20 protein-coding genes and 1 pseudogene are annotated in these 23,579 nt (G+C 42.3%); 15 read left to right on the forward strand and 6 right to left on the reverse strand.

The window, feature by feature from the left end:
* Positions 1–399: 399 nt before the first annotated feature.
* The 3 genes from pyrH (at position 400) to ABGV42_RS05135 (ending at position 4,362) form a co-directional block, all read left to right on the forward strand.
* The gene (gene pyrH, locus ABGV42_RS05125; RefSeq protein WP_347380682.1) at positions 400–1,137 is read left to right on the forward strand and encodes a UMP kinase; all 738 of its coding nucleotides are present in this window, start codon (positions 400–402) and stop codon (positions 1,135–1,137) included.
* 248 nt (positions 1,138–1,385) lie between these two features.
* Positions 1,386–3,125, forward strand: a complete 1,740-nt coding sequence (locus tag ABGV42_RS05130) for an ABC-F family ATP-binding cassette domain-containing protein (RefSeq protein WP_347380683.1) — start codon at positions 1,386–1,388, stop codon at positions 3,123–3,125.
* An 874-nt stretch (positions 3,126–3,999) separates the two neighbouring features.
* Positions 4,000–4,362, forward strand: coding sequence for a VOC family protein (locus ABGV42_RS05135; RefSeq protein ID WP_347380684.1), 363 nt, complete (start codon positions 4,000–4,002; stop codon positions 4,360–4,362).
* A gap of 53 nt (positions 4,363–4,415) precedes the next feature.
* On the opposite strand, the gene ABGV42_RS05140 is transcribed toward ABGV42_RS05135, so the two are convergent.
* Positions 4,416–4,850: an Rrf2 family transcriptional regulator gene (locus ABGV42_RS05140; RefSeq protein WP_347380685.1), complete on the reverse strand. Its 435-nt coding sequence runs from the start codon at positions 4,848–4,850 to the stop codon at positions 4,416–4,418.
* A 694-nt stretch (positions 4,851–5,544) separates the two neighbouring features.
* Between ABGV42_RS05140 and ABGV42_RS05145 the strand changes: the two genes are divergently transcribed.
* From ABGV42_RS05145 to ABGV42_RS05165, 5 genes are all read left to right on the forward strand, one after another.
* A complete protein-coding gene (locus ABGV42_RS05145) occupies positions 5,545–6,909 on the forward strand; it encodes a cytochrome ubiquinol oxidase subunit I (protein WP_347380686.1) in 1,365 nt (454 codons plus the stop codon).
* Positions 6,909–7,922 (forward strand): cytochrome d ubiquinol oxidase subunit II, encoded by a 1,014-nt coding sequence (locus tag ABGV42_RS05150; RefSeq protein WP_347380687.1) that lies wholly within the window; start codon positions 6,909–6,911, stop codon positions 7,920–7,922. The genes ABGV42_RS05145 and ABGV42_RS05150 overlap by 1 nt, the downstream gene beginning before the upstream one ends.
* Before the next feature lie 69 nt (positions 7,923–7,991).
* On the forward strand, positions 7,992–9,797 hold the full coding sequence (gene cydD, locus ABGV42_RS05155) for a thiol reductant ABC exporter subunit CydD (RefSeq protein WP_347380688.1): 1,806 nt from the start codon (positions 7,992–7,994) through the stop codon (positions 9,795–9,797).
* On the forward strand, positions 9,794–11,521 hold the full coding sequence (gene cydC / locus ABGV42_RS05160) for a thiol reductant ABC exporter subunit CydC (protein ID WP_347380689.1): 1,728 nt from the start codon (positions 9,794–9,796) through the stop codon (positions 11,519–11,521). The genes cydD and cydC overlap by 4 nt, the downstream gene beginning before the upstream one ends.
* A gap of 25 nt (positions 11,522–11,546) precedes the next feature.
* Entirely contained in the window at positions 11,547–12,293 is a 747-nt protein-coding gene (locus ABGV42_RS05165) for a response regulator transcription factor (RefSeq protein ID WP_347380690.1), read from the forward strand.
* Between the two features lie 588 nt (positions 12,294–12,881).
* On the opposite strand, the gene ABGV42_RS05170 is transcribed toward ABGV42_RS05165, so the two are convergent.
* Positions 12,882–13,847: an NAD(P)-dependent oxidoreductase gene (locus ABGV42_RS05170; protein ID WP_347380691.1), complete on the reverse strand. Its 966-nt coding sequence runs from the start codon at positions 13,845–13,847 to the stop codon at positions 12,882–12,884.
* Between the two features lie 283 nt (positions 13,848–14,130).
* Between ABGV42_RS05170 and ABGV42_RS05175 the strand changes: the two genes are divergently transcribed.
* From ABGV42_RS05175 to ABGV42_RS05190, 4 genes and pseudogenes are all read left to right on the forward strand, one after another.
* Positions 14,131–14,697, forward strand: a complete 567-nt coding sequence (locus ABGV42_RS05175; protein WP_347380692.1) for a helix-turn-helix domain-containing protein — start codon at positions 14,131–14,133, stop codon at positions 14,695–14,697.
* A 209-nt stretch (positions 14,698–14,906) separates the two neighbouring features.
* Positions 14,907–16,142 carry a CynX/NimT family MFS transporter gene (locus ABGV42_RS05180; protein ID WP_347380693.1) on the forward strand — a complete coding sequence of 412 codons (1,236 nt, stop codon included), beginning with the start codon at positions 14,907–14,909 and terminating at the stop codon, positions 16,140–16,142.
* A gap of 2 nt (positions 16,143–16,144) precedes the next feature.
* Positions 16,145–16,576 (forward strand): universal stress protein, encoded by a 432-nt coding sequence (locus tag ABGV42_RS05185; protein WP_347380694.1) that lies wholly within the window; start codon positions 16,145–16,147, stop codon positions 16,574–16,576.
* A 184-nt stretch (positions 16,577–16,760) separates the two neighbouring features.
* Positions 16,761–16,894: pseudogene (locus tag ABGV42_RS05190) on the forward strand (cytochrome P450); the annotation flags it as partial.
* A 97-nt stretch (positions 16,895–16,991) separates the two neighbouring features.
* On the opposite strand, the gene ABGV42_RS05195 reads toward ABGV42_RS05190, so the two are convergent.
* Genes ABGV42_RS05195 through ABGV42_RS05210 form a run of 4 tightly spaced genes read right to left on the reverse strand, consistent with a single transcriptional unit; the run spans position 16,992 to position 19,749 of the window.
* Complete coding sequence (locus ABGV42_RS05195; RefSeq protein ID WP_347380695.1) at positions 16,992–17,816, reverse strand: DJ-1/PfpI family protein; 825 nt, start codon at positions 17,814–17,816, stop codon at positions 16,992–16,994.
* Positions 17,813–18,451 (reverse strand): DUF2306 domain-containing protein, encoded by a 639-nt coding sequence (locus ABGV42_RS05200; protein ID WP_347380696.1) that lies wholly within the window; start codon positions 18,449–18,451, stop codon positions 17,813–17,815. The genes ABGV42_RS05195 and ABGV42_RS05200 overlap by 4 nt, the downstream gene beginning before the upstream one ends.
* Positions 18,452–18,470: 19 nt before the next feature.
* The gene (locus ABGV42_RS05205) at positions 18,471–19,511 is read right to left on the reverse strand and encodes a DJ-1/PfpI family protein (RefSeq protein ID WP_347380697.1); all 1,041 of its coding nucleotides are present in this window, start codon (positions 19,509–19,511) and stop codon (positions 18,471–18,473) included.
* 19 nt (positions 19,512–19,530) lie between these two features.
* Complete coding sequence (locus tag ABGV42_RS05210; protein WP_347380698.1) at positions 19,531–19,749, reverse strand: hypothetical protein; 219 nt, start codon at positions 19,747–19,749, stop codon at positions 19,531–19,533.
* A 205-nt stretch (positions 19,750–19,954) separates the two neighbouring features.
* Here ABGV42_RS05210 and ABGV42_RS05215 point away from each other — a divergent pair, with 205 nt between their 5' ends.
* From ABGV42_RS05215 to ABGV42_RS05225, 3 genes are all read left to right on the forward strand, one after another.
* Positions 19,955–20,641, forward strand: a complete 687-nt coding sequence (locus ABGV42_RS05215; RefSeq protein WP_347380699.1) for a response regulator transcription factor — start codon at positions 19,955–19,957, stop codon at positions 20,639–20,641.
* Position 20,642: 1 nt separating this feature from the next.
* Positions 20,643–21,995 carry a sensor histidine kinase gene (locus tag ABGV42_RS05220; protein ID WP_347380700.1) on the forward strand — a complete coding sequence of 451 codons (1,353 nt, stop codon included), beginning with the start codon at positions 20,643–20,645 and terminating at the stop codon, positions 21,993–21,995.
* Between the two features lie 356 nt (positions 21,996–22,351).
* Positions 22,352–23,287 (forward strand): bifunctional helix-turn-helix transcriptional regulator/GNAT family N-acetyltransferase, encoded by a 936-nt coding sequence (locus ABGV42_RS05225; protein WP_347380701.1) that lies wholly within the window; start codon positions 22,352–22,354, stop codon positions 23,285–23,287.
* Positions 23,288–23,579: the final 292 nt, after the last annotated feature.

The raw sequence follows: 23,579 nt of genomic DNA on the forward strand, positions 1-23,579 counted from the left end.
AGTATCGATTAGGCATATATCTAATCCGTTCAAGACCGATAATTCATTTATGGAGATATAGTGTAGAACACACCAGAATGGCTTCTGTTGCCGAAGGGGGGGGAGTTTACATCAATTTTGTGCTTGGCACTCTCAGAAATGGCGTTAGCACATCCATAGACCGACTTTGAATATAATTTAAAGCGATACGATAACAAGTAAAATATGTAGGTTATGGTAATTGCAATTTACCTTCACGTAATGTAAAATTACTCGATGGAAAAAACATGAAGGAGTGGGAGTATGAGGTGGAGACGAAAGACTTACATTCAATCGACTTGCGTAATTTCATATTTCCATTCCATTAGGACACTAAAGCATTTATTGCTTTAGTGTTTTTATTTTATGGGGGTGTATTAATTGTCAAGGTATAAAAGGGTTCTCGTTAAGCTAAGTGGTGGAGCAGTAGCAGGAAACTCTGAATTTGGTTTTGAGCCAGAAAGGTTAGACCATATTGCGGATGAAATTATGTCAGTAGTAAATTTAGGCGTTGAAGTATCGTTAGTTATAGGTGGGGGTAACATTTTCAGAGGTAATATGGCGGAAAGCTGGGGGATAGATAGGGCAGAAGCTGATAACATTGGGACGCTTGCGACTGTAGTAAATAGTTTAATGCTTCGTGGAGTTCTTAAAGCCAAGACCAAAAAGGAAGTGCGAGTAATGACGGCAATACCTATTACTTCAGTTGCAGAACCATACATCCGTCTAAGAGCAATTCACCATCTAGAAAAAGGCTATATTGTAATTTTTGCAGGGGGGAACGGTCAACCTTACGTTACAACAGACTATCCTTCAGTACAAAGAGCCATCGAGGTTAATTGTGACGCTTTATTAGTTGCAAAGCAAGGTGTTGATGGTGTTCTTAATGCAGACCCTAAATTTGATAAAGATGCAAGGAAATTTCATTCGCTTCATTACAACGACGTTTTAAAACACAACTTAAAGGTAATGGACCAATCAGCTTTCATTTTAGCAAGAGACTACAATCTGCCAATGCATGTGTTTAACTTCGATAAACCAGGCTCGATGAAAGAAATTTGTGAAGGTAAGAATAACGGTACGATAATTAGTGGCGAATCAGTTTCAGAGTTGGAATGAAATATGTTAGAAATACTACTCTCCCTTGGTTTAGCGGAACGATAGTTCCATATTCTGTACTTTGTGCTTAGATAGATCACGGTGAACCGCATCATAAATAGGGCGAATTTTTTGTTTGGAAATGCAGGAGGTGAGGGTAAGGGGTAAAAATGATTGTACTTGGGGATAAACAGTGTTACTCTAAAAGTCTGTGTTCAACAAGACATTTAATAATAGTCACCATTTTAGTTATAAAGAAAGGTAACACAATGATAAAAGTTGATAACTTATCCTTCTCATTTCCGCAAAAAGAATTATATAAAAACATTTCATTTACATTAGAAGAAGGTCAACATTGCGCTTTTATCGGAACGAGTGGCAGTGGGAAAAGTACGTTAATCGATATACTGATGGATCCGGAACGATATTTGTTTGAGGGCAAGTTAGAGATAGATCCGGATTGCAAAATCGGGCATGTAAGTCAGTTCTCGCAAGCAGACAATACCAAAGAAATGACCGTTTTTGAGTATATCGGAGAAGAATATATCAAGATACAAGATGAAATCAACGCGATTTATGCTGAAATGGAAACCACATCAGACATGGATTCGCTGCTGGAAAAGGTTCAATTGGCTTTAGACGCATTCGATTCGATGGACGGAAATAATTTTGAAAACACCATTAATAAGCAGCTAAACCTGGCAAACCTCATGAAGCTCAAAGATCTTAACGTATCCGACCTGAGCGGCGGAGAATTCAAACTCATTCAAGTGATGAAGGAAATGCTTAGTCGCCCAGACTTGATGATTATGGACGAACCCGATGTGTTTTTAGATTTTGAAAACTTAAATGCGCTCAAAAGGCTTATTAATGCCCACAAGGGCATGCTGCTGGTGGTTACGCACAACCGATATTTATTGAATCATTGTTTCAACAAAATTATTCACCTTGAAAACACGGAGATTCAAGAGTTTGATGGGCGATATATTGATTATAACTTCTCACTACTTCAGACTAAAATTGAGTTACAAGAACTTACAGTCGCTGAAGCTGAAGAAATAGAGAGAAACGAGAACATCGTTAATAATCTTAGAGTTATCGCAACTTATAATACAGAAGCATCCAGAGGCAGAGCATTAAAAGCTAGAGTTAGGTTTACAGAAAGATTGGAAGCGCGTAGAATTAAAGCGCCATTTGTTGATATTAAGCAACCGAATATTAGTTTTGGTATGGATCATGAACTTGAAGATACCACTGTTATAAATGTCAATAATTATAGCGTTGCCTTTGATGACTTGCTTTTAGACAATGTTAACTTTGAGATAAAATCTACAGATAAAGTTGCCATTATCGGTTCAAACGGTACCGGGAAAACAACTTTACTCCGAGAAATCTTTAAAAATAATCATGATTCAATTGAAATAAATGCTGATGTTAACGTGGCTTATTTATCTCAGGTTCAAGGCGAAATGCTAAAGGATTCCAATACAATACTAGATGAATTCATCGATGCTGGGTTTAAAACTTATGATGAGATTAGATCGTATATTTCAAACCATGGCTTTGAAGGAGAAATCCTTAATCAAAAGATAGAATCTTTATCTGGTGGAGAAAAAAACATGCTTCAATTGGCTAAAGTTTCTGCCAGTAAAGCAAACGTATTACTTCTTGATGAACCGACAAGCCACTTAGATACCTATACACAAATTGCACTGGAGAAAGCCATTGAGGACTATAAAGGTGCAATTCTCATGATTTCTCATGATTTTTATTCTGTTGTAAATGGTATGGATTATGTCTTAATCATTGAAGATAAGGCGATTAGAAAAATGAGCATGCAAGAATTTAGTGAGATGATTTATGCGATTCATTTTGATAAAAACTATTTGGAAACTGAACAAAAGAAAAAAGCGGTTGAAATGAAAATAGAATTGGCTCTGAAAGATACTAATTTTGAATTGGCAAAAGTAATGGTTGATGAGCTGGAAGAGCTAATTAAGTTGCTTTAAACTACTACTCTTTAATCGAATGATTACAAGTGAGTGAATTGAGTTACAGCGAATAGGGCTAAAGTGAATTAGTCTGAGTTCAATGATGAAACATGATGTTGGTGAAAAAGTAGCCATAAAAAAGACACTGATGAATAGAATATCAGTGTCTTTTTACTGCATTGATTTCTTGATACAGTTATCAATCGTTAATTTACCTTTAAATACATGTTGGAACATGTCGCGGGACAAGAACATTGTTCCATTCAAAGTCGCTAAAATAGGGAGACGTGTTATCAAGAACAAAGTCCTTCCTGAAGTTAAGAACAGATCCCCAAAGAAAACAAATTGTAACGTAATATCCGTTTCATTAAGCTAACGGTCAGGTTAGTTCAAAATCAAAAAAAGCGAAGATAGAAGAATAAAGTTAGGAAGTAGAGGGGAAATGTCAGTGTTTCTTCTTGGTTTGTTCTTTTTAGCATCAGCTTCCAGCTTTGATATCGGAAACAAAACGCTTTCTGTCATTCTTTATCATGCCTATCCCAATCGCGGTCGGCGTATGTGTAAACAACGGCGTTTATGGCCGTTTGTCCTTTTGTTGATGTACTCGTTCATGCCGTTTTTATAGCTAAGAAGCATAAAGGCCAGCGTCAGTAAGGCATGGAGCAGCTCAGACCATCGTATATATAAAGAAGCAATGCTAAGTTAAGCCGACATAGAACGTTGTTATTGTCAGGAAGCGAGTGACCAAACGGATCTCAATTAGACGAAACAAGTACATAATATCATGAGAATACTCCCTCAAAAAGTTTGACAAGATCAAGATGATCGTATATAACTTAACTAGTTATAACCATTGTAGTTATAATTAAAAAATAAAAAATTGGAGGCTAACATGAAAATCATTAATCATTTTATCCCCGTTTTTACTGAGCAACTGGAATCAACCGTTGCTTATTATGAGTCGCTTGCTAACCGACCTATGGATCGCACTTGGGATATTCCCGAAGCTGGCTTATCTTTAGCCACTGTATACCCATACGTTATTGTTTCTGGAAGTCCCGAGGCCATGAAGCCTGCTAGATCACTCCGTGCTGTGGTGTATGTTGATTCCATGAACGAATTGAAGGAAGAATTAAAAAAACAAAATACCCTTATTATAAGGGATCAGTATGGTCCTATTGGTCCAAGCATTTTTGTTCAACATCCCGATGGTAGTTTTATTGAATATGTAGAGCCTGCGCAAGCTACTCTTTGACTGGTGAAAAATTAAAAAATGCAAAATAAAGCTACTCTACCAAAAGAGCAGCTTTATTTTGCATTTGCTTTCATCCGTATTTGCTCCACAATCTGAGCTAAGGAAACAGAAGCCAGTTCATGCTCCATGGCCTTCTGCGCATTAGAGAGTTGGGGTAATAGAACCGATTCAATGTTCATTCCTACCGAACAATTGGGGTCAGTATCCTTGTGAAAATTGAAAAGCTGATTTCCTTCTACGGATTCGACCGCTTGAAAGATATCCAGTAGGGTTAACCTATCAGGAGATACCAGAAGAGATGCTCCCGCAACTCCTGGTTTTGTTTCAATATACCCGGCTTTTTTGAGCTGGGCCATAATCCTTCTAATTACAACAGGATTACTATTGATGCTGCGGGCAATCCGATCGCCTGTACTATATATGGGGTCCAGCGTGATCATGGAGAGAATATGGACTGCCATCGAAAAGCGACTGCTTATTTGTTTCATCTACTCACCTTCTTTGCTACACAGTATAGTTCCATTTAAAGAACAGGTCAATTAACAGTTTTTCCAGCAGGACACAAGAGGGTCAAAAGTCATTTGCAAGCACTTTATGGTTCCATGAATTAAGAAGTTATTTCGAAGAATAAAGGCTGGCACTAATAGTGGGACAAGAAAAAAGTGTCACCTATCAGGTTGCTGTGAAAATAACAGTATATTGTAAATTTTTTAAAGGTGCTGATGGAATGCTGCACTTATAATAAGATATCAAACATTAGAGTAGTGACACATCACGTAAAGCTTAATCAATCAATAGCTCTATTGGGTGGTTTTTAAGTTATTCACCGAGATGTCAGAAAGAATTGATCCTTTCTTGAACGTTTAGGGGCAAATGCGTGACCACAATTGAATTGCTAAATGACAAAGATATAATAATTTTAAATATCAGGTTCTGCAATGTGCTGAGCATATTCAAAGAACAGATTAGGAAGACTGAGGGAGCAGGTCTCCTTCTTGTCATTTACTTTGTGAAAAATTTCTCTTTCTAGAGGTGTGAAAGTAGATGATGCGCTGAACGCAAGAAAACGAATCTGTTGAATATGGCAGAACCTGCTATTAGATGTAAATAGGGAGAAGTCAACTTAGGCATGTGCAATATCCTACTAATGATTGACGAATTTTGAAGGGAGGCAGCAAAGGAATGGACATTGATACAGTGCTGTGGAGCAGGCTGGTGACAGGAATGACATTGGGGTTTCACGTTATTTTCGCGACCTTAGGTGTTGGTGTTCCACTAATGATCGCGATTGCCGAGTTCATCGGTATCCGCAAGAAAGACCCCCACTACATACTGATGGCCAAAAGGTGGTCGCGAGGGTTTGTCATTTCCGTTGCCGTTGGGGTTGTGACAGGCACGGCGATTTCACTGCAGCTGGCCTTAGTGTGGCCGAATTTTATGAAGCTGGCAGGAAATGTTATTGCTCTTCCGTTATTTATGGAAGTGTTCGCATTCTTTTTTGAAGCAATTTTCCTGGGCATTTATCTGTATACGTGGGACCGGTTCAAAAATCCTTACAAGCACTGGTTGCTAACGATTCCCATTGTGGCAGGGGCAGGAATGTCTGCGGTATTTATTACGACGGTAAACGGATTCATGAACCAGCCTGGGGGATTCACCATGGAAGGAGGAGTATTCACGGCCGTTGACCCGATGCAAGCGATGCTCAATACGGCAACGTTCTCCAAGGTGTTCCATGTATTAAGCTCAGCCTATTTGACAGGAGCTGCACTGTTAGCGGGAATTGCAGCTTTTACAATCCTTCGTAAAGGTGTCACTGGATACCACAAAAAAGCATTGAATCTTATGATGGCTGTTGTTATGGTGTTTGGATTGCTCAATACGTTAGCCGGTGATGTATCTGCCAAATTTTTAGCTGAGCACCAGCCGGAAAAACTGGCTGCAGCGGAATGGCATTTTGAGACCGAAAGCGGCGCGGATTTGATTCTGTTAGGTTGGCTTAATGCCGAGCATGAAATTATTGGGGCACTTCACCTGCCTAAACTTCTCAGTTTTCTGGCTTATGGTGATTTCAATGCGGAAGTAACCGGTCTAGATGAATTTCCGCTGGATGAACAGCCACCACTTTTGGTGCATTATTTGTTTGACTTGATGGCAGGCATCGGATTCGCTTTGCTCGGCATTTCATTGTTGTATTTCCTGTTTGTATTTTGGAAAAAGAGAAATGAGCTCAACAAGTGGTTACTTCGAGTGATTGCTTTGAGCGCGCCGCTTGCTTTTCTAGGCGTTGAACTAGGTTGGTTTTACGCCGAGCTTGGACGGCAGCCATGGATCTTAAGAGGATATATGCGCGTTGAAGAGGCAGCTACGACCTCGCCAAGTGTGAGAATTCTATTTTTCCTTTTCCTTCTTCTGTACATCGTACTGGGTACCGTTTGCGTTCTCGTCCTTCGGCGCTTGTTCAACAATAATCCGGTGGAAACCGAGATGGAGAAATGGAAGCAGCATGCGGGCGATAAAACAACAACAAAGGGGGGGCACTCTTAATGAATTACGAGTTGGTTGGAATATCGGTACTCTGGTTGTTTCTGTACGGATATTTAATTGTGGCTTCCATTGATTTCGGAGCAGGTTTCTTTGCCTTTTATGCCCGATTGACGAAGCAAGACCATCTGATTAATCGCTTGATTTCGCGTTATTTATCGCCCGTATGGGAGATCACCAACGTATTTTTTGTTTTCTTTTACATTGGCATAATTGGATTCTTTCCGGATACGGCGTACTACTATGGTTCGGCGCTAATTGTCCCAGGAAGCATTGCGGTCATTTTGCTCGCCATTCGCGGTTCGTTCTATGCTTTTGAAAATTATGGCTCTAAAAAAAACCTCGTATATCTGTTTTTATACGGAGCGTCGGGTTTGCTTATTCCGGCGTCGTTGTCAGTAGCCTTGACACTGTCTGAAGGTGGCTTTATCTTTCAGCACGGTGAGTCGGTTTCTCTGGATTACTGGGCGCTATTGACCAATCCGTTATCATGGAGCATTGTTGGACTGGCGATTGTGTCCGTGCTGTTCATAAGTGGATCATTTCTGGCGTTTTACGCTTCCCGAGCAGAAGATCAGGGTGCATTAAAATTGATGCGCACTTACGCACTGTTCTGGAGTACGCCGACTATTATCATCGCACTAACTGCATTTATCTATTTGGGTCAACACAATGAACGACATTTTCAAAATATGATGGATTTATGGTGGTTGCTTGCACTCTCTGTTGCTTTCTTTATGATTGCAATGTGGCTGTTATATAGCGGACGTCGCTATGGCTTAGCCTTCATATGCATTATGCTGCAATTTTTCTGCGCCTTTTTCGCTTACGGGATTGGGCAGTATCCTTATATCCTTGACCCGTATATTACGATTCAGAGCAGCGTCACTGCACCATCGATGGGCTTCGCGCTGGTTGTTGTATTCATCGGCGGAATGTGTTTGTTGATTCCTTCTCTTTTTCTGGTGTTCAGACTTTTCCTGTTTGACGCGGACTATGTAAAAGGTAAAAAGTAAGCTGATCGATGATTATCGTAGGTGAGGTAAGACTCCTTGCAGGAGTTTTACATAGAGGAGGGGAGTTATGTGAAAAAAGAAACAAGCTTGATCGCACAACAAATGTCTGGGCAACGAAAACGTCTCGTTTACCTCGTAGTCATTTCGCTTGCACTGGGCGCGGCTATAGTAAGTCAGGCCGCATTGCTGGCACAAACAGTCCAAAGGATATTCGTGGAAAAAGCCTCCATTTCATCGGTTACCGGTTTACTCGGTGTATTGTTAGTCGTTATGGCTGTACGCACGCTATTGTCATATGGTAACGGCAGAATCGGCTTACGTATGGCTGCCACCGCCAAGACGAACATGCGAGCAGACGTGTTGAAGCAATTGACCCAGAATTCTATGCTTTTTGCCATTCACGGACAAACCGGGGAAAAGGTGAGCCTTGCGCTGGATGCCGTCGATGAAGCTGACAGTTATTTCAGTCAATACATGCCTCGTATGGTGGAAGTCGCAATGATTACGATTCTGATTTTGATTGTTACGTTTTTCCAACATGCTAACACGGGCTTCATCCTGTTGTTTACAGCTCCGTTTATCCCCCTATTCATGATCTTGGTGGGGCTGAAAACGAAAAATAAATCCGAAGAAAAATATGCGCAACTGGCCGAGTTTTCTGGAACGTTTCTGGATTCGCTTCAAGGGCTGGTTACATTGAAAATATTTGGACGGGCTCGGCGTCAGCAGCAGGTCATTGAACGCAGCAGCCTAGGATATCGGGATGCAACCATGGGTATTTTGAGGGTTGCGTTTACGAATACGTTCATGCTGGAATCGATCGTCATGTTAAGTATCGGTATTGTTGCTCTCGAACTGGCTATTCAGTTGCTCGTTTTCAAAACGATGTCGTTCCACACTGCTTTTCTCGTATTACTGCTTGTTCCGGAGTTTTACAGTCTGTTGAAGAATATGGGAACGGCTTTTCACAGTGGAAGAACAAGTATGGGAGCGGTTCGCAGGATTGAAAAGATGCTTGCGGAAACCAACGGTAGTGAAATTATGCAGCATATGGATCATGAAGAGACGTACTCTAGCGATACTAACGAGCTGTTGGAAGAACACCATGGCTCTCCTACCGAGCTTATTCCAATGCCACCCTCCATTGAACTGAATAAAGTCCGGTTTCAGTATGGATCCAGTTCATTTGAACTTCAGGCTGAACGGATCTCGGTTGGACCTGGAGAACACATTGCCATTGTTGGAAAAAGTGGATCTGGTAAAACGACCTTGTTGCATCTCATTGCTGGTTTGCTAAAACCGACGTCGGGGGTAATCATGGTGAATGGAAACCCGCTTTCACAGCATGATGTGTCCGCATGGTTCGAACATATTAGCTACATTACGCAGCATCCATATATTTTTGCAGGCACATTCGCTGAAAATATCGCGATTGCTGCTGGTCGTAACGTCACCAGGTCCGAAATCGAACAGGCGGCGGAGCAAGCAGGACTTGCAACGATTGCCGCGCAACTGGAACACGGATTTGATACCTTAGTTGGTGAAGGGGGCCGCGGGCTGTCCGGTGGGGAAAAGCAACGTCTTGCCTTGGCGCGAGCCTTTTTAAAGCGGCCGGCCATCATTTTGTTTGACGAGCCTACGGTGGGGCTTGATTTGCACACCGAACGTGTATTACAACGTTCCATTGCAACTTTAGCCAAGACGGCGACGATGATTACGGTGGCTCACCGTTTATATACGATTCGACAGGCCGACAAGATTTTGTTTATGGATCATGGAGAGGTAGTAGCTTCAGGAAGCCATGACGAGCTATTGAAATGCTTGTCTCCGTATGCCGAAATGGTCAACGTTCAACGAAAAGGGGGTTCAGCATGAGCGAGTTAGCTATTTTGTCAAAAGCAATGATGGGAGAGCGGAAGGACATCTTCCTCTCAATTTTGGGTGGATTTATTGCCGGTATAGCCGGTGTGGCCCTCTTTTCCGCGAGTGGATATATGATTTCGCAAACGGTATTTGCCCCACCGCTATACACCTTAATTGTACTAACATCACTGGTCAAATTGCTTGGATTCCTTCGAGCGGCTAGTCGTTACGGAGAACGCTTGTACTCTCACCGAGCGACGTTCTCTATGCTTAGCCGTTTACGCACCTCTTTTTTTGCCAAGCTGATTCCGTTAACGCCTGGGATTTTGAACAAAAATAGAAGCGGGGATCTGCTTGCGCGTATCGTTGGGGATGTGGAAAGCTTACAACATTATTTTTTGCGTGTCGCTTATCCGCCGATCATCGTTGTCATGGTCTTTTTGGCCACTATGCTGTTTACTGCTTCCTTTTCGTTTTGGATCGCGTGCTTGTTTGTGCTCGGGATGTTGGGAACGGCCTTGGTTGTACCAGGTATTGTACTGCTTGGACAACGGAAAATGCATGGTCGTGTTCGCGAGCAGCGAGCGCTGTTATCCACGGAAGTAACAGAGGTGTTATATGGTTTCCGGGATCTAAAAGTTTATGGGCAATTGGCCAAGCGGGAGCAGCAGCTTCAGCAGACTTCCGCTGTGTTGGCAAGCGAACAGCAACGAGCAGCCGAACATTTGTTGCGTGGACAATCCCTGCATGCATTTGTTACGTTTCTTATTTCCTGGGGGGTGCTGGCCCTTGGAGCCTATTTGATAATGGATGGGGCTCTTGCTGGGGTATTTTTGGCTATGCTGGTTATGGCCTCGTTAACCGTATTTGAAGAAGCAGCGGCGATGGCCACGTTACCTGCGTATAAGCAAGATAGTGAGCACGCAGCTAAACGATTGGCGGAAACAATGCCGCCTTCTGCTGTGCAGTCATTGTACTCAAGCTCTACATTGTCTAATGAACATGCTGTTTCCATGGAGCTATCCGATGTGACGTTTCAATTTGAAGGGGAATGGAGGCCAGCGCTCAAGGACATCTCCCTGAACATTTCACCGGGTTCTAAGACAGCGATTGTTGGCCCAAGCGGTTCTGGTAAGTCAACCCTGATCGAATTACTGCTCAAACTGCGTGCACCAACGGCTGGCGAAGTGCGGTTAAACGGTGTTTCGGTGAAAGAGTTGGATGAGCAGAGCGTTTGGGAAACGGCAAATGTAGTGTTGCAGCAAAGCCACTTTTTCCGGGGAACGGTCCGGGACAATCTTTTGGTTGATGGAGAAGAACATGCTGACGATACGTTATTAGACATTCTCACTAAAGTGCAGTTGCCGACGATGACATTAACGGATGAAGTGTTTGAAAAAGGGGAGAACTTATCGGACGGCGAGAAGCAGCGTTTGGCCATGGCTCGCGCCATGCTCCGCAAAGGGCGGTTATGGTTATTGGACGAACCGACGTCTTCGCTGGATTACGTGACAGAACAACGCGTCATGAAGCATCTGTACGAACAAGCGGATGGAGACACACTTCTTCTAATTTGTCATCGGCTTATCGGTTTGGAAGAAATGGATCAGATTGTGGTCATTGAGCAAGGTAGTATTGTGGAAATGGGTTCATATACGGAGTTGATGAAGAAGAAAGGATATTTTTATGAAATGAAGCAAATTGAGCTGCAAATGATTGGAGAAGCTGCAGTGTAACGCATCTGAATGGAGGTGGTAAGACATGACCATTAGGCATAAAAGAATTTTGCTGGTAGATGACGAAACGCGAGTCCGAATGCTGCTGAAAAAATATCTGGAGAATGAGGGCTTCATTGTAGAAGAGGCCGACAGTGGCGGACAAGCCATTCGGAATTGCTACATGAACGATGGGGAATACGATCTCATGGTGCTAGATTGGTTATTGCCCGACATGAGTGGCATTGAGATCTGTAAATACGTGAAACACAATCACCTGGGTATTCCGATTATGATGCTATCCGGGCGCTCGGAAGAAAAGGATCGAATCGAAGGTTTTAAGGCAGGGGTTGATGATTATGTGGTCAAACCCTTCAGTCCGAGGGAAGTCGTATTGCGTATTCGAAGTATCATGGCTCGCACGCAAGGGACGTATATTTTCGATTTCAATTCGTCCTCAAGTAGCGAAATTCTGATTGCCGAGATTGTGATTCAACCTTTAGCCCGGCGTGTTCTTGTACAACGCAACGAAGTCCATCTGACGCCGAAAGAATACGATCTGCTCTATTTTTTGATTACGCATCAGGAAAAAGCCTTTTCACGTGAGGAATTGCTAAGGGAAGTATGGAAGTCATCCCATCATAAGATTTACGACCATCGAACGGTGGATACCCATATCAAACGATTAAGGGAGAAGCTGTCTTTCTTTGATTATCCGAAGGGCAGTGAATTTATTCAGACCTTATGGGGATACGGCTACATGTTCCGTAGTCCTGATCAGGTTCTATCCTAAATGATTAAATTAAGTAGGAAACGTGATAGCTAAATAACTCAAAAAGCAGCTGACCATAGTGATCTGATCGGCTGCTTTTGTTCAAGTAAAGGGTGAGGTATCAACCCGGAATATTCCAGTAGATCCTTGAAAATCTGCCAGAAATGACCTGAGAGTGGAGTAAGCAAAGGCTAAGGGGCTCCTTCCCTAGGAAAAACCTTATGCTTCATAGGTTGCCGAGTTGTGTCAGGGTAAGACGTCGTGTCCACTCCTTCGAAATTTTAATAGAGTATATCTATATACCGATTTAGGAGGAATGGTAGGTGGCAAATGAAAGTTGCAGTCAGAACTCTATATACTTCAAAACAGACAATTCTATTTTCTGGCGTGGGTACTGTATGAAGAAAATAGAGTATTAGACTGGGGCTTGCGAAGCAGCTGGCCCCATCAGATATGTCTTCCTTGATTTTATCATCATGATACAACCAAGTGAGTGGCCCGGTGCAATTGCTGGCCTGGCGGCGGCATCACCCGTCCCCGCTCGGATTTATCAGGAAGCACCCAGATACACGAAGCTGCATCCGATAGCTCATTGTTGTTGCACCAAAACTATAATAACTGATTGAGCTTGCTTTCAGGCTCTTCACCATTTTCTACACGTTTTATATTCTTTATAAAAAAATCATATCTTTTTTTATGAAATTTCCGACCATCAGGCATTCCTGCTGTATGGGGAGTAAGTATCACATTACCCAGATTCCGGAGCTCACTGTCAATAGGAAGCGGTTCAGATTCAAACACATCCAGGCATGCGCCTGAAATATCCCCGTTTTTTAATGCATCAATCAAGTCTCTTTCGTTGACAATCCCGCCGCGGGCTGTATTGATAAAAAGACTGGTATTCTTCATTTTCTTGAATGTCGCTTTGTTGATCAGCTGTTTGGTTTGCTGGTTCAAGGGTATATGTACACTGACTATGTCCGATGTGCTTATAAGAGTATCGAAATCCGTCATTTTCACAAAACCGTCCGATTGTACATTGGCATTTCTCGTATAAGCCAGCACATTCATCTCAAAAGCCCTGCAAAACGCAGCTACTTTTTTTCCGATAGCGCCCAAACCGATAATACCGATCGTTTTCTCTTTTAATTCGCTCCCGGTATAGTCCAATTGATGTTCATCCATCTTGTTTTTCATGAAGGTGTCAAGGAACGGTATGTTTTTATAGTAAGAAAATATCAATGCCATTACGTGTTCGGCCACTGCTTGCGCATTCACTCCTGCAGCATTGGCCGCCCAAATGCCAAGCTGTGTACAAGCAGAGACATCTACATTATCGAATCCCGCACCTGTCTGTACTAATTTTAATTTTTTTGCGTTAGAAAGCAGGCTGTGATCCACTTTAATATGTTCAGGAATGATTACCTGGCAATCTTCAATATGATGCAGCATTTCTTTTCCGGGCGGGACAACTACAACGTTCCAGTCTTGCGGAAAATACCTTGCAATATTTGATTTTGAGGTCTCGCTAAAATAGCCAACTATGAGAATCTTCATTGCTAAACCACCTTTCATAAGCTTTCTCCTATGCCTGAGCCTAACGTAATATATAATATTAAAACAACTTTTGAAGCAATGGAATAGACTTCGCTGTTCTTGGCGTTTCAAGAGCAGTCCGGACGAGGACTCTCCAGTGAAAAAACATTTGACTCCTCAATTAATAATAATTTTAAAGATAAAGTATAATGTTGTAAAACTCAAGCAGAAGCTAGTGACGGAACAAATACTAATCGTATGGAAAAGAATCTAGATAAACAATATACTAGCTATAACAGTTTATTGTTGAGGTGAATATTAAATGGATGAAGTCAATGAATCAAAACAAATGGTATTACAAATGGGCGGTGCCTTGAAAAAGTACAGAAAAGAAAAAAATATGAGCTTAGACGACTTAGCGGAATTAACGGGCGTAAGCAAACTTACTCTGGGGAATATCGAACGTGGAGAAACAAATCCAACGTTGGCGATTATATGGAAAATTTCAAAAGGCATATCTTTACCGCTATTGGCTTTGTTCACATCAGAGAAACCTGTTAGTTTGTATCGAGCAGGCGAGGGACTGCGATTTTCTAATGATCAAAAAAATTGGATCATTGAACCCATTTTTAAAAACGCAAGCAACGATATTGAAATGTGTCGGGCTTACTTACAGCCAAATAGCTCGTATCACCCCGAAGGTCATCATGTGAATACTACTGAAATTGCGACAGTAATGACTGGCTCCATTGAAATTCAAGTCAATGGAGAGATTTACACATTGAATCAATATGATACGATCAGTTTTCGTGCAGATTGTCCTCACTCTTATACCAACCATACAGAAAGCGAAACAGTGCTCCATATATCCTTAAAATATGGTTTCTAAAAGTCGATAATTTCCACTTATTAAATACAACTCTGAATTCATGGCGTGAATTCGGAGTTGTATTTTTGTTGTTTAGCTAATATTCGGTATATTATAAAATATCTATTGTTAAATAAAATATATTATAATATACTTTTGTTATTCGCGCGGATGGTTATTGTCAAATAGAAACAGATAGTACGTATGAATACAGGAAGGAGAAAAAAAGAATGCCGAACAAACAAAATAAAAAATTCGTGCCAACCTCTATAGGGCTGATCATTCTCGGCATTATTGTTATTGCAGCTAATTTACGAACTCCCTTAACCTCAGTTGGTCCTTTAGTGAGTCTTATAAGGGATGACGTTCATATTTCAAATACATTAGCAGGCCTGATCACAACGGTACCCTTGCTTGCCTTTGCTTTATTATCGCCTTTAGTACCAAAATTAGGACGACGATATGGGGTTGAGCGTATCATTTTGCTTGCCCTAATCTTTCTGACTGTTGGTATTGTAATACGATCTTTATCTGGGGCAGTTAATCTGTTTATTGGGACAGCAGTTCTTGGATTCGCAATTGCCGTTTGTAATGTATTATTGCCCAGTATAATTAAACGGGATTTCCCAAATAAAATTGGCTCCATGACAGGAGTTTACTCCATTTCAATGAATTTATGTGGAGCAATCGCATCGGGAATCAGTGTACCGCTAGCCATGAACGCAGGGCTAAAATGGCAGGGAGCATTGGGAATATGGGGGATTCTAAGCTTTGTATCGATCCTCTGTTGGTTACCCCAATTAAGAAATCAAACGAAACAAAAAGCCATGACGAGTCAACAGATGGTCAGCAACGATGTGAATGTTTGGCGATCCCCGCTTGCCTGGCAAGTAACTTTGTTTATGGGTATACAGTCCATGGTTTTCTATGTGTTGATCGCATGGTTGCCTGAAATTTTAAAGCAGCAAGGAATTGAGTCCAACCAATCTGGATGGTACCTCTCGATCATGCAGTTAGCTATGCTTCCATTTACCTTTGTTGTCCCCGTTATTGCTGGGCGAATGTCTAGCCAACGTTTGTTAGTGGTCATCACAACCATTTTGCTTTTGACGGGAACGCTAGGACTTCTTTACGGAAGCTCCAATATCATTCTGTTGTGGATCATCATACTCGGAATTGGTGGAGGTTTCGCCTTTAGTTTGGCCATGATGTTTTTCGGGTTACGTACTGAAAATGCGCACCAAGCAGCGGAACTGTCTGGCATGGCGCAATCAATTGGATATCTTCTTGCCGCAATCGGTCCTGCGCTTATAGGATATCTGCATGATGTGACAAATAGTTGGAACCTGCCACTTTTCATTCTGCTTGGCGCATCGGTCTTACTCTTTTTAGTCGGTATAGGAGCAGCAAGCAACCGTTTTGTAGGTAGCCGAAATAGTTACGAACTGCCACGGAAAGGACGATAAATATGTTTGACAAAATTATGGTGGCTATTGATAAAGCTGAAATAACGAACAAACTCCTTGATGCAACCGTTGAAATAGCCCAAAATAAACAAACTCAAGTTACCTTGGTTAATGTTAGCCAAGATTATGTGTCGAACGGCATGACATTTGTACCAGATAATTTTTTGGAAGACATACTGAACGAAATGGAGAAAGCGAGTCTGGAACAGCTGCAACAAGCCAAATCTAAATTAAAGTCTGCGGGGATTAACCCGGAAACTGTTCATCTTAAGGGAGATCCTGCACATGAAATATTAAATTATGCAAAGGATACCGAGCAGCAACTTATTATTATCGGAAGCCGTGGGCTAAGGGGCATAAAAGAAATGATGCTTGGAAGTGTCAGCCACAAGGTTTCACAGCTTTCAAATTGCCCAGTCCTCATTGTGCATTAACTCCTTTGGGAACTGCATAGATGATGCATTGTTAGACTAACGGGGAACGTACAGCGGCATTCTAGGATATTGTCCTAGAATGCCGCTGTTTCTATATCCCATTAGCTGTTCAAATGCTGACGCTGAAGATGAATGGAGGGAGGAACGGTGCTCCAAAACGATCAACACCGTCCGGGAAACCCAGACTCGTTTGCGAAATTTGGTGTCAAAAGCCTTCAAATGGAAAGTTTGCGCTCGCGTGTACAAGAGATAGCTGATGAATTACTTGATCTAGTTCAATTAAAAGGTGAAATGGACTTGGTTAAAGATTATGCCTACCTTTGCGGATTATAATCGTTATTTCCCCCCGGAGTAGTCAGTTTCATAGCCGAGTAGATTGAAACGAGATGTTTCATTGCGACTTATGCTCGATTCCTCACTTCTCGACTTTTTTCTCCGGTGCAGACGGTTGCTCTTTTTTAGCCGTTTCCTGGCTCGTCTCAAAGTTAATCGGCGGTATGCCGTTTGCTTGCCACACCGTTCCTCTACGCTCGTACTCGAATAACTTCTCGATGACAATCGCAATCTGTGGTCCGACTTCACGCTCAACCAAATACAAGGCCACATCAAGTCCGGAAGTAACACCTCCGCCAGTTACCAAACGAGGGCCATCTTCCACGATTCTTGCGTCGACCGGAATTGCACCGAGATCCACTAACGCACCCATACCTATCTGATTGGTGACTGCATATCTGTCTTTCAACAATCCATCCATAGCCAGCAGCAATGAACCTCCACACACGGTAGCCACCGTAACGTCCTTATTATACATAGCTTGTTTCATCATCGTTGTTAATCCCGAATCCTTAGCCTGCCTTAATATGTTGGGAATAGCATCTGCGGTGTTCCCCGCTGGCTTCCCCGAAGCGCCAGGAACAACAATAATTCCGGAACGATCAGGGTCTAACACATCTTGCGCATCGAGGGCAGGTCCATTCAGCCCGCTCGGCACCGAACGCTTACCTTCTACAGATACTAATTCTACAGTAACTTTTCCACCAGTGTACATTCCGGCAGCAGCAAATACTTCATATGGCGCTAATGCGTCCAGCAGATCAAACCCATCGAATAATACGATTTGTACATGCACGCTTTTACCCTTGGATGGATCTGGATTCTTGTTTGATTCTGCGCTTGCTGCGGTGGATAATAGACATAGAACGAGCGTTAGCGACGTGAATAAGCTAAGTATTTTTTTCATCCTGATACCCATTCCTTTCGATTTGTTCTGATGATGATTTCAGGAATAACTAGTAGTAGCGCAATAGAGCCGTAAACGCCGATGGTGTAGCTAGTAGGGTAAACGTACCCGAATCCTTGATGAAAAAGGGAAGTAATGAGATGGATCAACATGTTAGTGAAGCAAAAGGCGTAACTTCGAATCATCCAGTTGCGATGTCGAATAATCCTTTTCCTCTTGATTTGAAGGAGCGCCGTAATGGTGATAACCAGCCAGATCATATTCAGCAGATTGAATCCCATACTGCTTATTTTGCCGCCTGTCGCGTAGGGGGCCATATATCCGGAAGTTAGCACAACCAGCAGAACGGATATGATATATACATAGCCGTTAATGCGATGCAGCCTGCGGTTTCTTTCAAATATTCGATTCGAAAAGTTAAGCAGTCCCGATGCCATGGTCACACATGCGAATGCAACATGAACGTACATGACATTAAGCCAAACCGTGAGATTGAGTTCACGCTTCAGCCCGGTCTTATGGCTTAAAAATCCCGAAGCACCTGGATCGATCCAATAGTTTTTCACCAAGGCGTGTAGTATTAATAGAATGCTGACACAGGCCAGCAATAGATATAACGATTTTCGTTTCTTCATCCGTTCGCAACTCCCGAAGCTAGGAAATTCGATTTCCTGTTAATTTGGATGCTGGTAGGAGGCCGGCTTTAGCTATACCAACCATGTGATTTCCATTGACAACAACTTCAAATTTGAGATTCAAACGCATGGGTTTTGTGATTCGAATTGACCAGCCCAGCTTGTCATCTTGGAGCACCGGGTTCATAAACTCGATGGTTTCATCTCCTTGCGTCGCCGTGCCATGGATCATACCGTGTCTTGTCGATATCGAGAGCAAGACCTCCAGCTTTCCAACGGGCGTAGCGAGGGCGGTATCCCAATCTCCGTCGAAGACCGTTGCTTGTACGCTATTGCTGTGCACGGTGCGGGGCGTGGGGGTCATCGCTGTTTGGTTCACCACGGTGTTTGTCTCTTCGCTCGTCAATGGTTTATTAACGCTTGGTGTTATCCCGATATCCTTCCAAACCGTGCCTCTTCGTTCGTATTCGAATAACTGCTCTACCGCGTGAGCGATACGAGGCCCAAGTTCACGTTCCACCAGATACAGCGCTACATCGAGTCCTGAAGTTACGCCGCCGCCGGTAACCAGATTGCCGTCGTCCACAACGCGAGCCGAGATGGGAACTGCTCCAGTTGCACCAAGTAAGTCCATGCCCAGATGGTTCGTTACCGCAGGTCTGCCTTCCAAGAGGCCTCCCATGGCAAGCACCAGAGAACCGCCACAGACTGTAGCGACTATCTTCTCTTTGTGCTGGAGAGCCTGCTCGATCATGCCGGTCAATTCGGTATCCATGGCCCGGCTCAGAATAGCCGGAACCGAATCAGGCCCATCTCCTTCGACGTCGCCGGACGCGCCAGGTACGAGAATGATGCCCGCTCGTTCCGGGTCCAATCTGCCACTCGCTTCAATCCTTAACCCGTTGATCCCGCTAGGCACGGATCTTGGTCCTTCGGCGGTGACCAGCTCTACGTTTAACGCATTTTTAGCATTCATGGCGGCAGCATAGAAGACCTCGTAAGGCTCTATCGCATCCAACAGGTCGAAGCCGTCAAACAACACGATTTGAATGTTAAGCATCCATAAATCCTCCTTGTCTCTATTTAGTCAAAAAATCTTTCAGCTTACGATATTCCTTCTCATCAATTTCACCGTTGGCCATTCTGTTCTTCAGAATCATATCGATGTCATTCTTTTGATGACCGTTTTTGTGACGATAACGAATCGCGTATACTCGAACCGCCAGGAAAGAAAACAGTGTGAGACAAAACAAAGCACCGAAAGGAAAGAACGAGAAGGCGTTATTTTCCAAACCCATATGTATACCTCCTTTATCATTGTGTTCGAAACGATCACCTGAAGTTGGGACTGGTCGTGTGCGCAAATAGAAGCATACCAAACGAATATCTCAAACAAAGATGAAAAAAGATCACAAAAGTATAAACAAATCATCACAATACATAAGCTCGCGTTAGTTCTTGTTATAAAAAATGATAAACTAGGAAAGCAAAGGTGGGATAAACATGAGCGTATCAAAGACGATTCTGGTTGTAGACGATGACCCAGATATTGTTGAGCTATTAAGGGATTTTCTAGAGAATGACCACTTTCAAGTGAAAACCGCTTGCGACACCGCTCAAGCGTGGGACATATTTAAGGAAAACTCTGTTGATTGCATTGTTCTTGACATTATGATGCCGGGACAAAATGGATTTGAGTTTTGTCGCCGGATTCGCGGGGAGAGCAATGTACCAATCCTGTTCTTGAGTGCTCGCAGCGATGATGTGGATAAGATTCGAGGCCTTACTCTCGGAGGCGATGATTACATCGTCAAAACCGCTTCGCCGGGTGAAATTGTTGCCAGAGTAAAAGCCGTATTGCGACGTTTCGCTTCCCCACAACAAATGGATAACAGGGTTTTGGATTACGGCCGCATCAAATTAAACCTGTCCACAAGAGAAGTACTAGTGGATGGGAATAACATCGTGCTCACCCCCAGGGAGTATGAGTTACTGCGATTATTTGCTGAACATCCGAGACATGTTTTCTCCTATGAACAATTACTAGCGAAATTTTGGGATGGGGTGGGCGACAGGCATACAATTCGGGTCCATCTTAGTCGGCTTCGCGAGAAAATCGAAGCTGATCCGAATAAACCGCTATTCCTGGTCAACGTATGGGGAGTAGGGTATCGCTTTGAGGGAGGGTAATATGAGGTCACTCCGCATTCGTACGTTTACTATGCTTTGCTTCTTCTTTATCCTCTTATTGCCGTGGATCTTCTATGTTACTGCGCACTTTTTGGAAACCAAGACACTCAGCTTCGAGCAAGGTCGGCTGCATAACGAGACCCGGCAACGAAATATATCGGAAATGACTCAGCGAATTGAATCGGACACAGACCAATGGTCAGATCCAGTCTGGCAAAACCAATTGTATTCCGCGCTGCGTGAAGCAAAGATGGATGTTCTCATTCAATCCGCAGAAGATCAGGAAATTTATCGTTCCAATCCTGACAGACGCGGCACTAATTTATCAACTGAGCGGTTCTCCGTCATCGAGGACGGCCAGTTGCTGGGAAGGGTTGTTCTGTACTTACCTCAATCCAACCAATTTCAAGTGATGTCGGCTTTTGTCGGGCTACTGCTTGCGATTTTTGTTGTCGGAATGGAAATGAGACGATTCGTTCTAAAACCACTCGAGAAGATGGGTATCGCAGCAAGACAAATTGCAACAGGAGATTGGGAAGTTCGGTTACCCATGTCGAGGGTCACTGAAATCGCTGAAGTCCGCGACGGATTCGATGTTATGGTCAAGGGAATTGAGCAGTCCTATCGAAAACAGGCTGAACTGGAAGAGGAGCGCCGATTCATCATCGCGGCTGTTGCGCATGATTTACGGACACCGTTGTTCGCTTTGCGGGGCTACTTGGATGGTCTGGAGAAAGGGATCGCTCAATCTCCGGAGAAAATGGCCCAATATGTGGCGGTTTGCAAGGATAAATCGGCACAATTGGATCGTTTGGTAGAGGATCTTTTCACTTTTACAAAAATGGAGTATATGGAGTCTGAACTGAACACGAAAACGGTTAATTTGAACCGAGTGATCCGGAATTCGTTAGACAGTCTGAGTCCGCTGGCTCGGCAAAGAGAAATATCGATCTCATTCCATGTAACAGAAGGCTGCAACATTCACGGAGATATGCATTTATTAGAGCGAGCCATGAATAATCTTCTGGATAATGCCGTAAGACACTCATCTGCAGGTGGTGACATCGAAGTCCAGTGTAACAAAGTTGGTGATAAGGTTAAGTTTACGATACGCGATACCGGGCCGGGCTTCACTGCCGAAGAACTTGAGCATGTATTTGAACCCCTATATCGAGGGGAAACATCCAGAAGTCGTTCAACCGGTGGCAGCGGATTAGGCTTAACCATTTCACAAAGAATTGTTAGGCAGCACGGAGGCGAACTTGCCGCAAGCAATCATCCGGAAGGAGGAGCACTGCTTGAAGGATGGTTACCTGCAGCAACCATAGAGCAGATGGATTCGGATGATCTATAGTCGTTTTTATTTCATATCGTTGGAAAAAACTAGGTTTAACCGAAGCGCAATAACGTGAGCAGGGTGAGCTTGGTCTATTGGATCAACGAGGGAACTACGTCTGATGCAAAAGCTGGATCTACAAGCCAGTCGAGCGTATCGCCGATAATTTACTTAATCGTAATTTCACGGCTGAGAAACAAAACAGAAATGGGTGACGGATAAATGTTGCAATTAATGATTCAAGATGGTCTTTGTAGGTTAAGCGAGAAGATTTTAAAAACTCCAGAAAATAGTTGATTTCTTCAACTAAATCACTTATTATTTTAACAAGTTGATTTTGTCAACTAATTTAATTTGTAGGAGTTTTTTTTATCATGCCACAACCTAATCTTTCTTTAGTCAGTGGAATCAGAAAATTCAATCGTTTTTATCTTAACTACCAATCTTTCTTTAATCAACATGTGTATGATGACTCTTTATCTTTACCAGAGATTAGAATGTTATATGAAATAAATAAAATAAATGCTTGTACAGCGAGAGTATTACAAGAAGAATTAAAATTAGATAAGGGATATGTCAGTAGAGTATTAAAAAGTTTTGAAAATAAAAATATTATCTATAAGGAAAAATGCAAAAATGATAGTCGTGTTTTCTTCCTTCATTTGACTTCAGAAGGAAAAGATGTTTATCAGAGTCTAGAAAATAAAGCTAATCAACAATTAGCGAAGCTTTTGGAAGATATAAGTTTGAGAGATCAACAAAAACTTTTGGATTCAATGGTGACAATTGAAAATATATTAACCAAACAACAAAATGAAGATGAATCGGTTGTTACTATACGAGATCAATATACAGACGATGATAAGAAAATAATGATTGAGAAACAAAGAGAATTCTATACAGAAAACTGTGGATTTGATGAAAAATTTATAGCTTATCTCCGAAGTACTTTTGAAGCAGAAATCGAAAAGATATGGATTGCAGAAGTAGATGGGGTATTTGCTGGATGCATAGGTTTAGTCAAAAAAGATGATAAAACAGCTCTATTAAGATGGTTCTTTATTGATACGTCTGTTCGTGGAAAAGGTGTAGGAACGAAATTAATACAAACATTAATTAATTATTGCCAAAACACGCAATATGAAAAATTATCTTTAGAAACGGTAAGTCAACTGAAAACAGCTCGAAGATTATATAGTAAATTCGGATTTGAGCTAACTGAAGCAAATGAGCAATTGATGTGGGGGCAAGACCTTGTGGATGAACATTGGGAACTAAAGTTACAAAGTTGTCGAGGGACAAGAACATAGTTCCATTGAAGTCGCTAATTTAGCGGCTTTTTTTTATGTAATCGGTACAAGTTCGGGGCCCTAGCTAAGGACAAGAACTTGTACCGATTACCGATTGATATCTAAATAATAAGCATATGTAGTTAAAATCTCATAATACTTAGAGGTTCACCGAGTATCAGGAGAAGGCTGTTACCATTTAAAAATTAAAACTAGCTCTCAAGAGCAATTAAATCTTTTTTCTGGACAAAATTCTCGAGTATGGAAACTATACTTTATATTTTTCTATACAAGAATTAAAAAAACGGAATTA

Source organism: Paenibacillus pabuli (genome assembly GCF_039831995.1).
GTDB classification, from domain to species: domain Bacteria; phylum Bacillota; class Bacilli; order Paenibacillales; family Paenibacillaceae; genus Paenibacillus; species Paenibacillus pabuli_C.

What these genes read in the sequence shown, in the direction of transcription:
- ABGV42_RS05220 (WP_347380700.1), top strand. Translation starts at nt 20,643, where the DNA reads ATGAGGTCACTCCGCATTCGTACGTTTACTATGCTTTGCTTCTTCTTT.
- ABGV42_RS05145 (WP_347380686.1), top strand. Translation starts at nt 5,545, where the DNA reads ATGGACATTGATACAGTGCTGTGGAGCAGGCTGGTGACAGGAATGACA.
- ABGV42_RS05175 (WP_347380692.1), top strand. Translation starts at nt 14,131, where the DNA reads ATGGATGAAGTCAATGAATCAAAACAAATGGTATTACAAATGGGCGGT.
- ABGV42_RS05210 (WP_347380698.1), bottom strand. Translation starts at nt 19,749, where the DNA reads ATGGGTTTGGAAAATAACGCCTTCTCGTTCTTTCCTTTCGGTGCTTTG.
- cydC (WP_347380689.1), top strand. Translation starts at nt 9,794, where the DNA reads ATGAGCGAGTTAGCTATTTTGTCAAAAGCAATGATGGGAGAGCGGAAG.
- ABGV42_RS05205 (WP_347380697.1), bottom strand. Translation starts at nt 19,511, where the DNA reads ATGCTTAACATTCAAATCGTGTTGTTTGACGGCTTCGACCTGTTGGAT.
- ABGV42_RS05170 (WP_347380691.1), bottom strand. Translation starts at nt 13,847, where the DNA reads ATGAAAGGTGGTTTAGCAATGAAGATTCTCATAGTTGGCTATTTTAGC.
- ABGV42_RS05140 (WP_347380685.1), bottom strand. Translation starts at nt 4,850, where the DNA reads ATGAAACAAATAAGCAGTCGCTTTTCGATGGCAGTCCATATTCTCTCC.
- ABGV42_RS05165 (WP_347380690.1), top strand. Translation starts at nt 11,547, where the DNA reads ATGACCATTAGGCATAAAAGAATTTTGCTGGTAGATGACGAAACGCGA.
- ABGV42_RS05185 (WP_347380694.1), top strand. Translation starts at nt 16,145, where the DNA reads ATGTTTGACAAAATTATGGTGGCTATTGATAAAGCTGAAATAACGAAC.
- ABGV42_RS05215 (WP_347380699.1), top strand. Translation starts at nt 19,955, where the DNA reads ATGAGCGTATCAAAGACGATTCTGGTTGTAGACGATGACCCAGATATT.
- ABGV42_RS05195 (WP_347380695.1), bottom strand. Translation starts at nt 17,816, where the DNA reads ATGAAAAAAATACTTAGCTTATTCACGTCGCTAACGCTCGTTCTATGT.
- ABGV42_RS05200 (WP_347380696.1), bottom strand. Translation starts at nt 18,451, where the DNA reads ATGAAGAAACGAAAATCGTTATATCTATTGCTGGCCTGTGTCAGCATT.
- ABGV42_RS05135 (WP_347380684.1), top strand. Translation starts at nt 4,000, where the DNA reads ATGAAAATCATTAATCATTTTATCCCCGTTTTTACTGAGCAACTGGAA.
- ABGV42_RS05225 (WP_347380701.1), top strand. Translation starts at nt 22,352, where the DNA reads ATGCCACAACCTAATCTTTCTTTAGTCAGTGGAATCAGAAAATTCAAT.
- ABGV42_RS05180 (WP_347380693.1), top strand. Translation starts at nt 14,907, where the DNA reads ATGCCGAACAAACAAAATAAAAAATTCGTGCCAACCTCTATAGGGCTG.
- ABGV42_RS05150 (WP_347380687.1), top strand. Translation starts at nt 6,909, where the DNA reads ATGAATTACGAGTTGGTTGGAATATCGGTACTCTGGTTGTTTCTGTAC.
- ABGV42_RS05130 (WP_347380683.1), top strand. Translation starts at nt 1,386, where the DNA reads ATGATAAAAGTTGATAACTTATCCTTCTCATTTCCGCAAAAAGAATTA.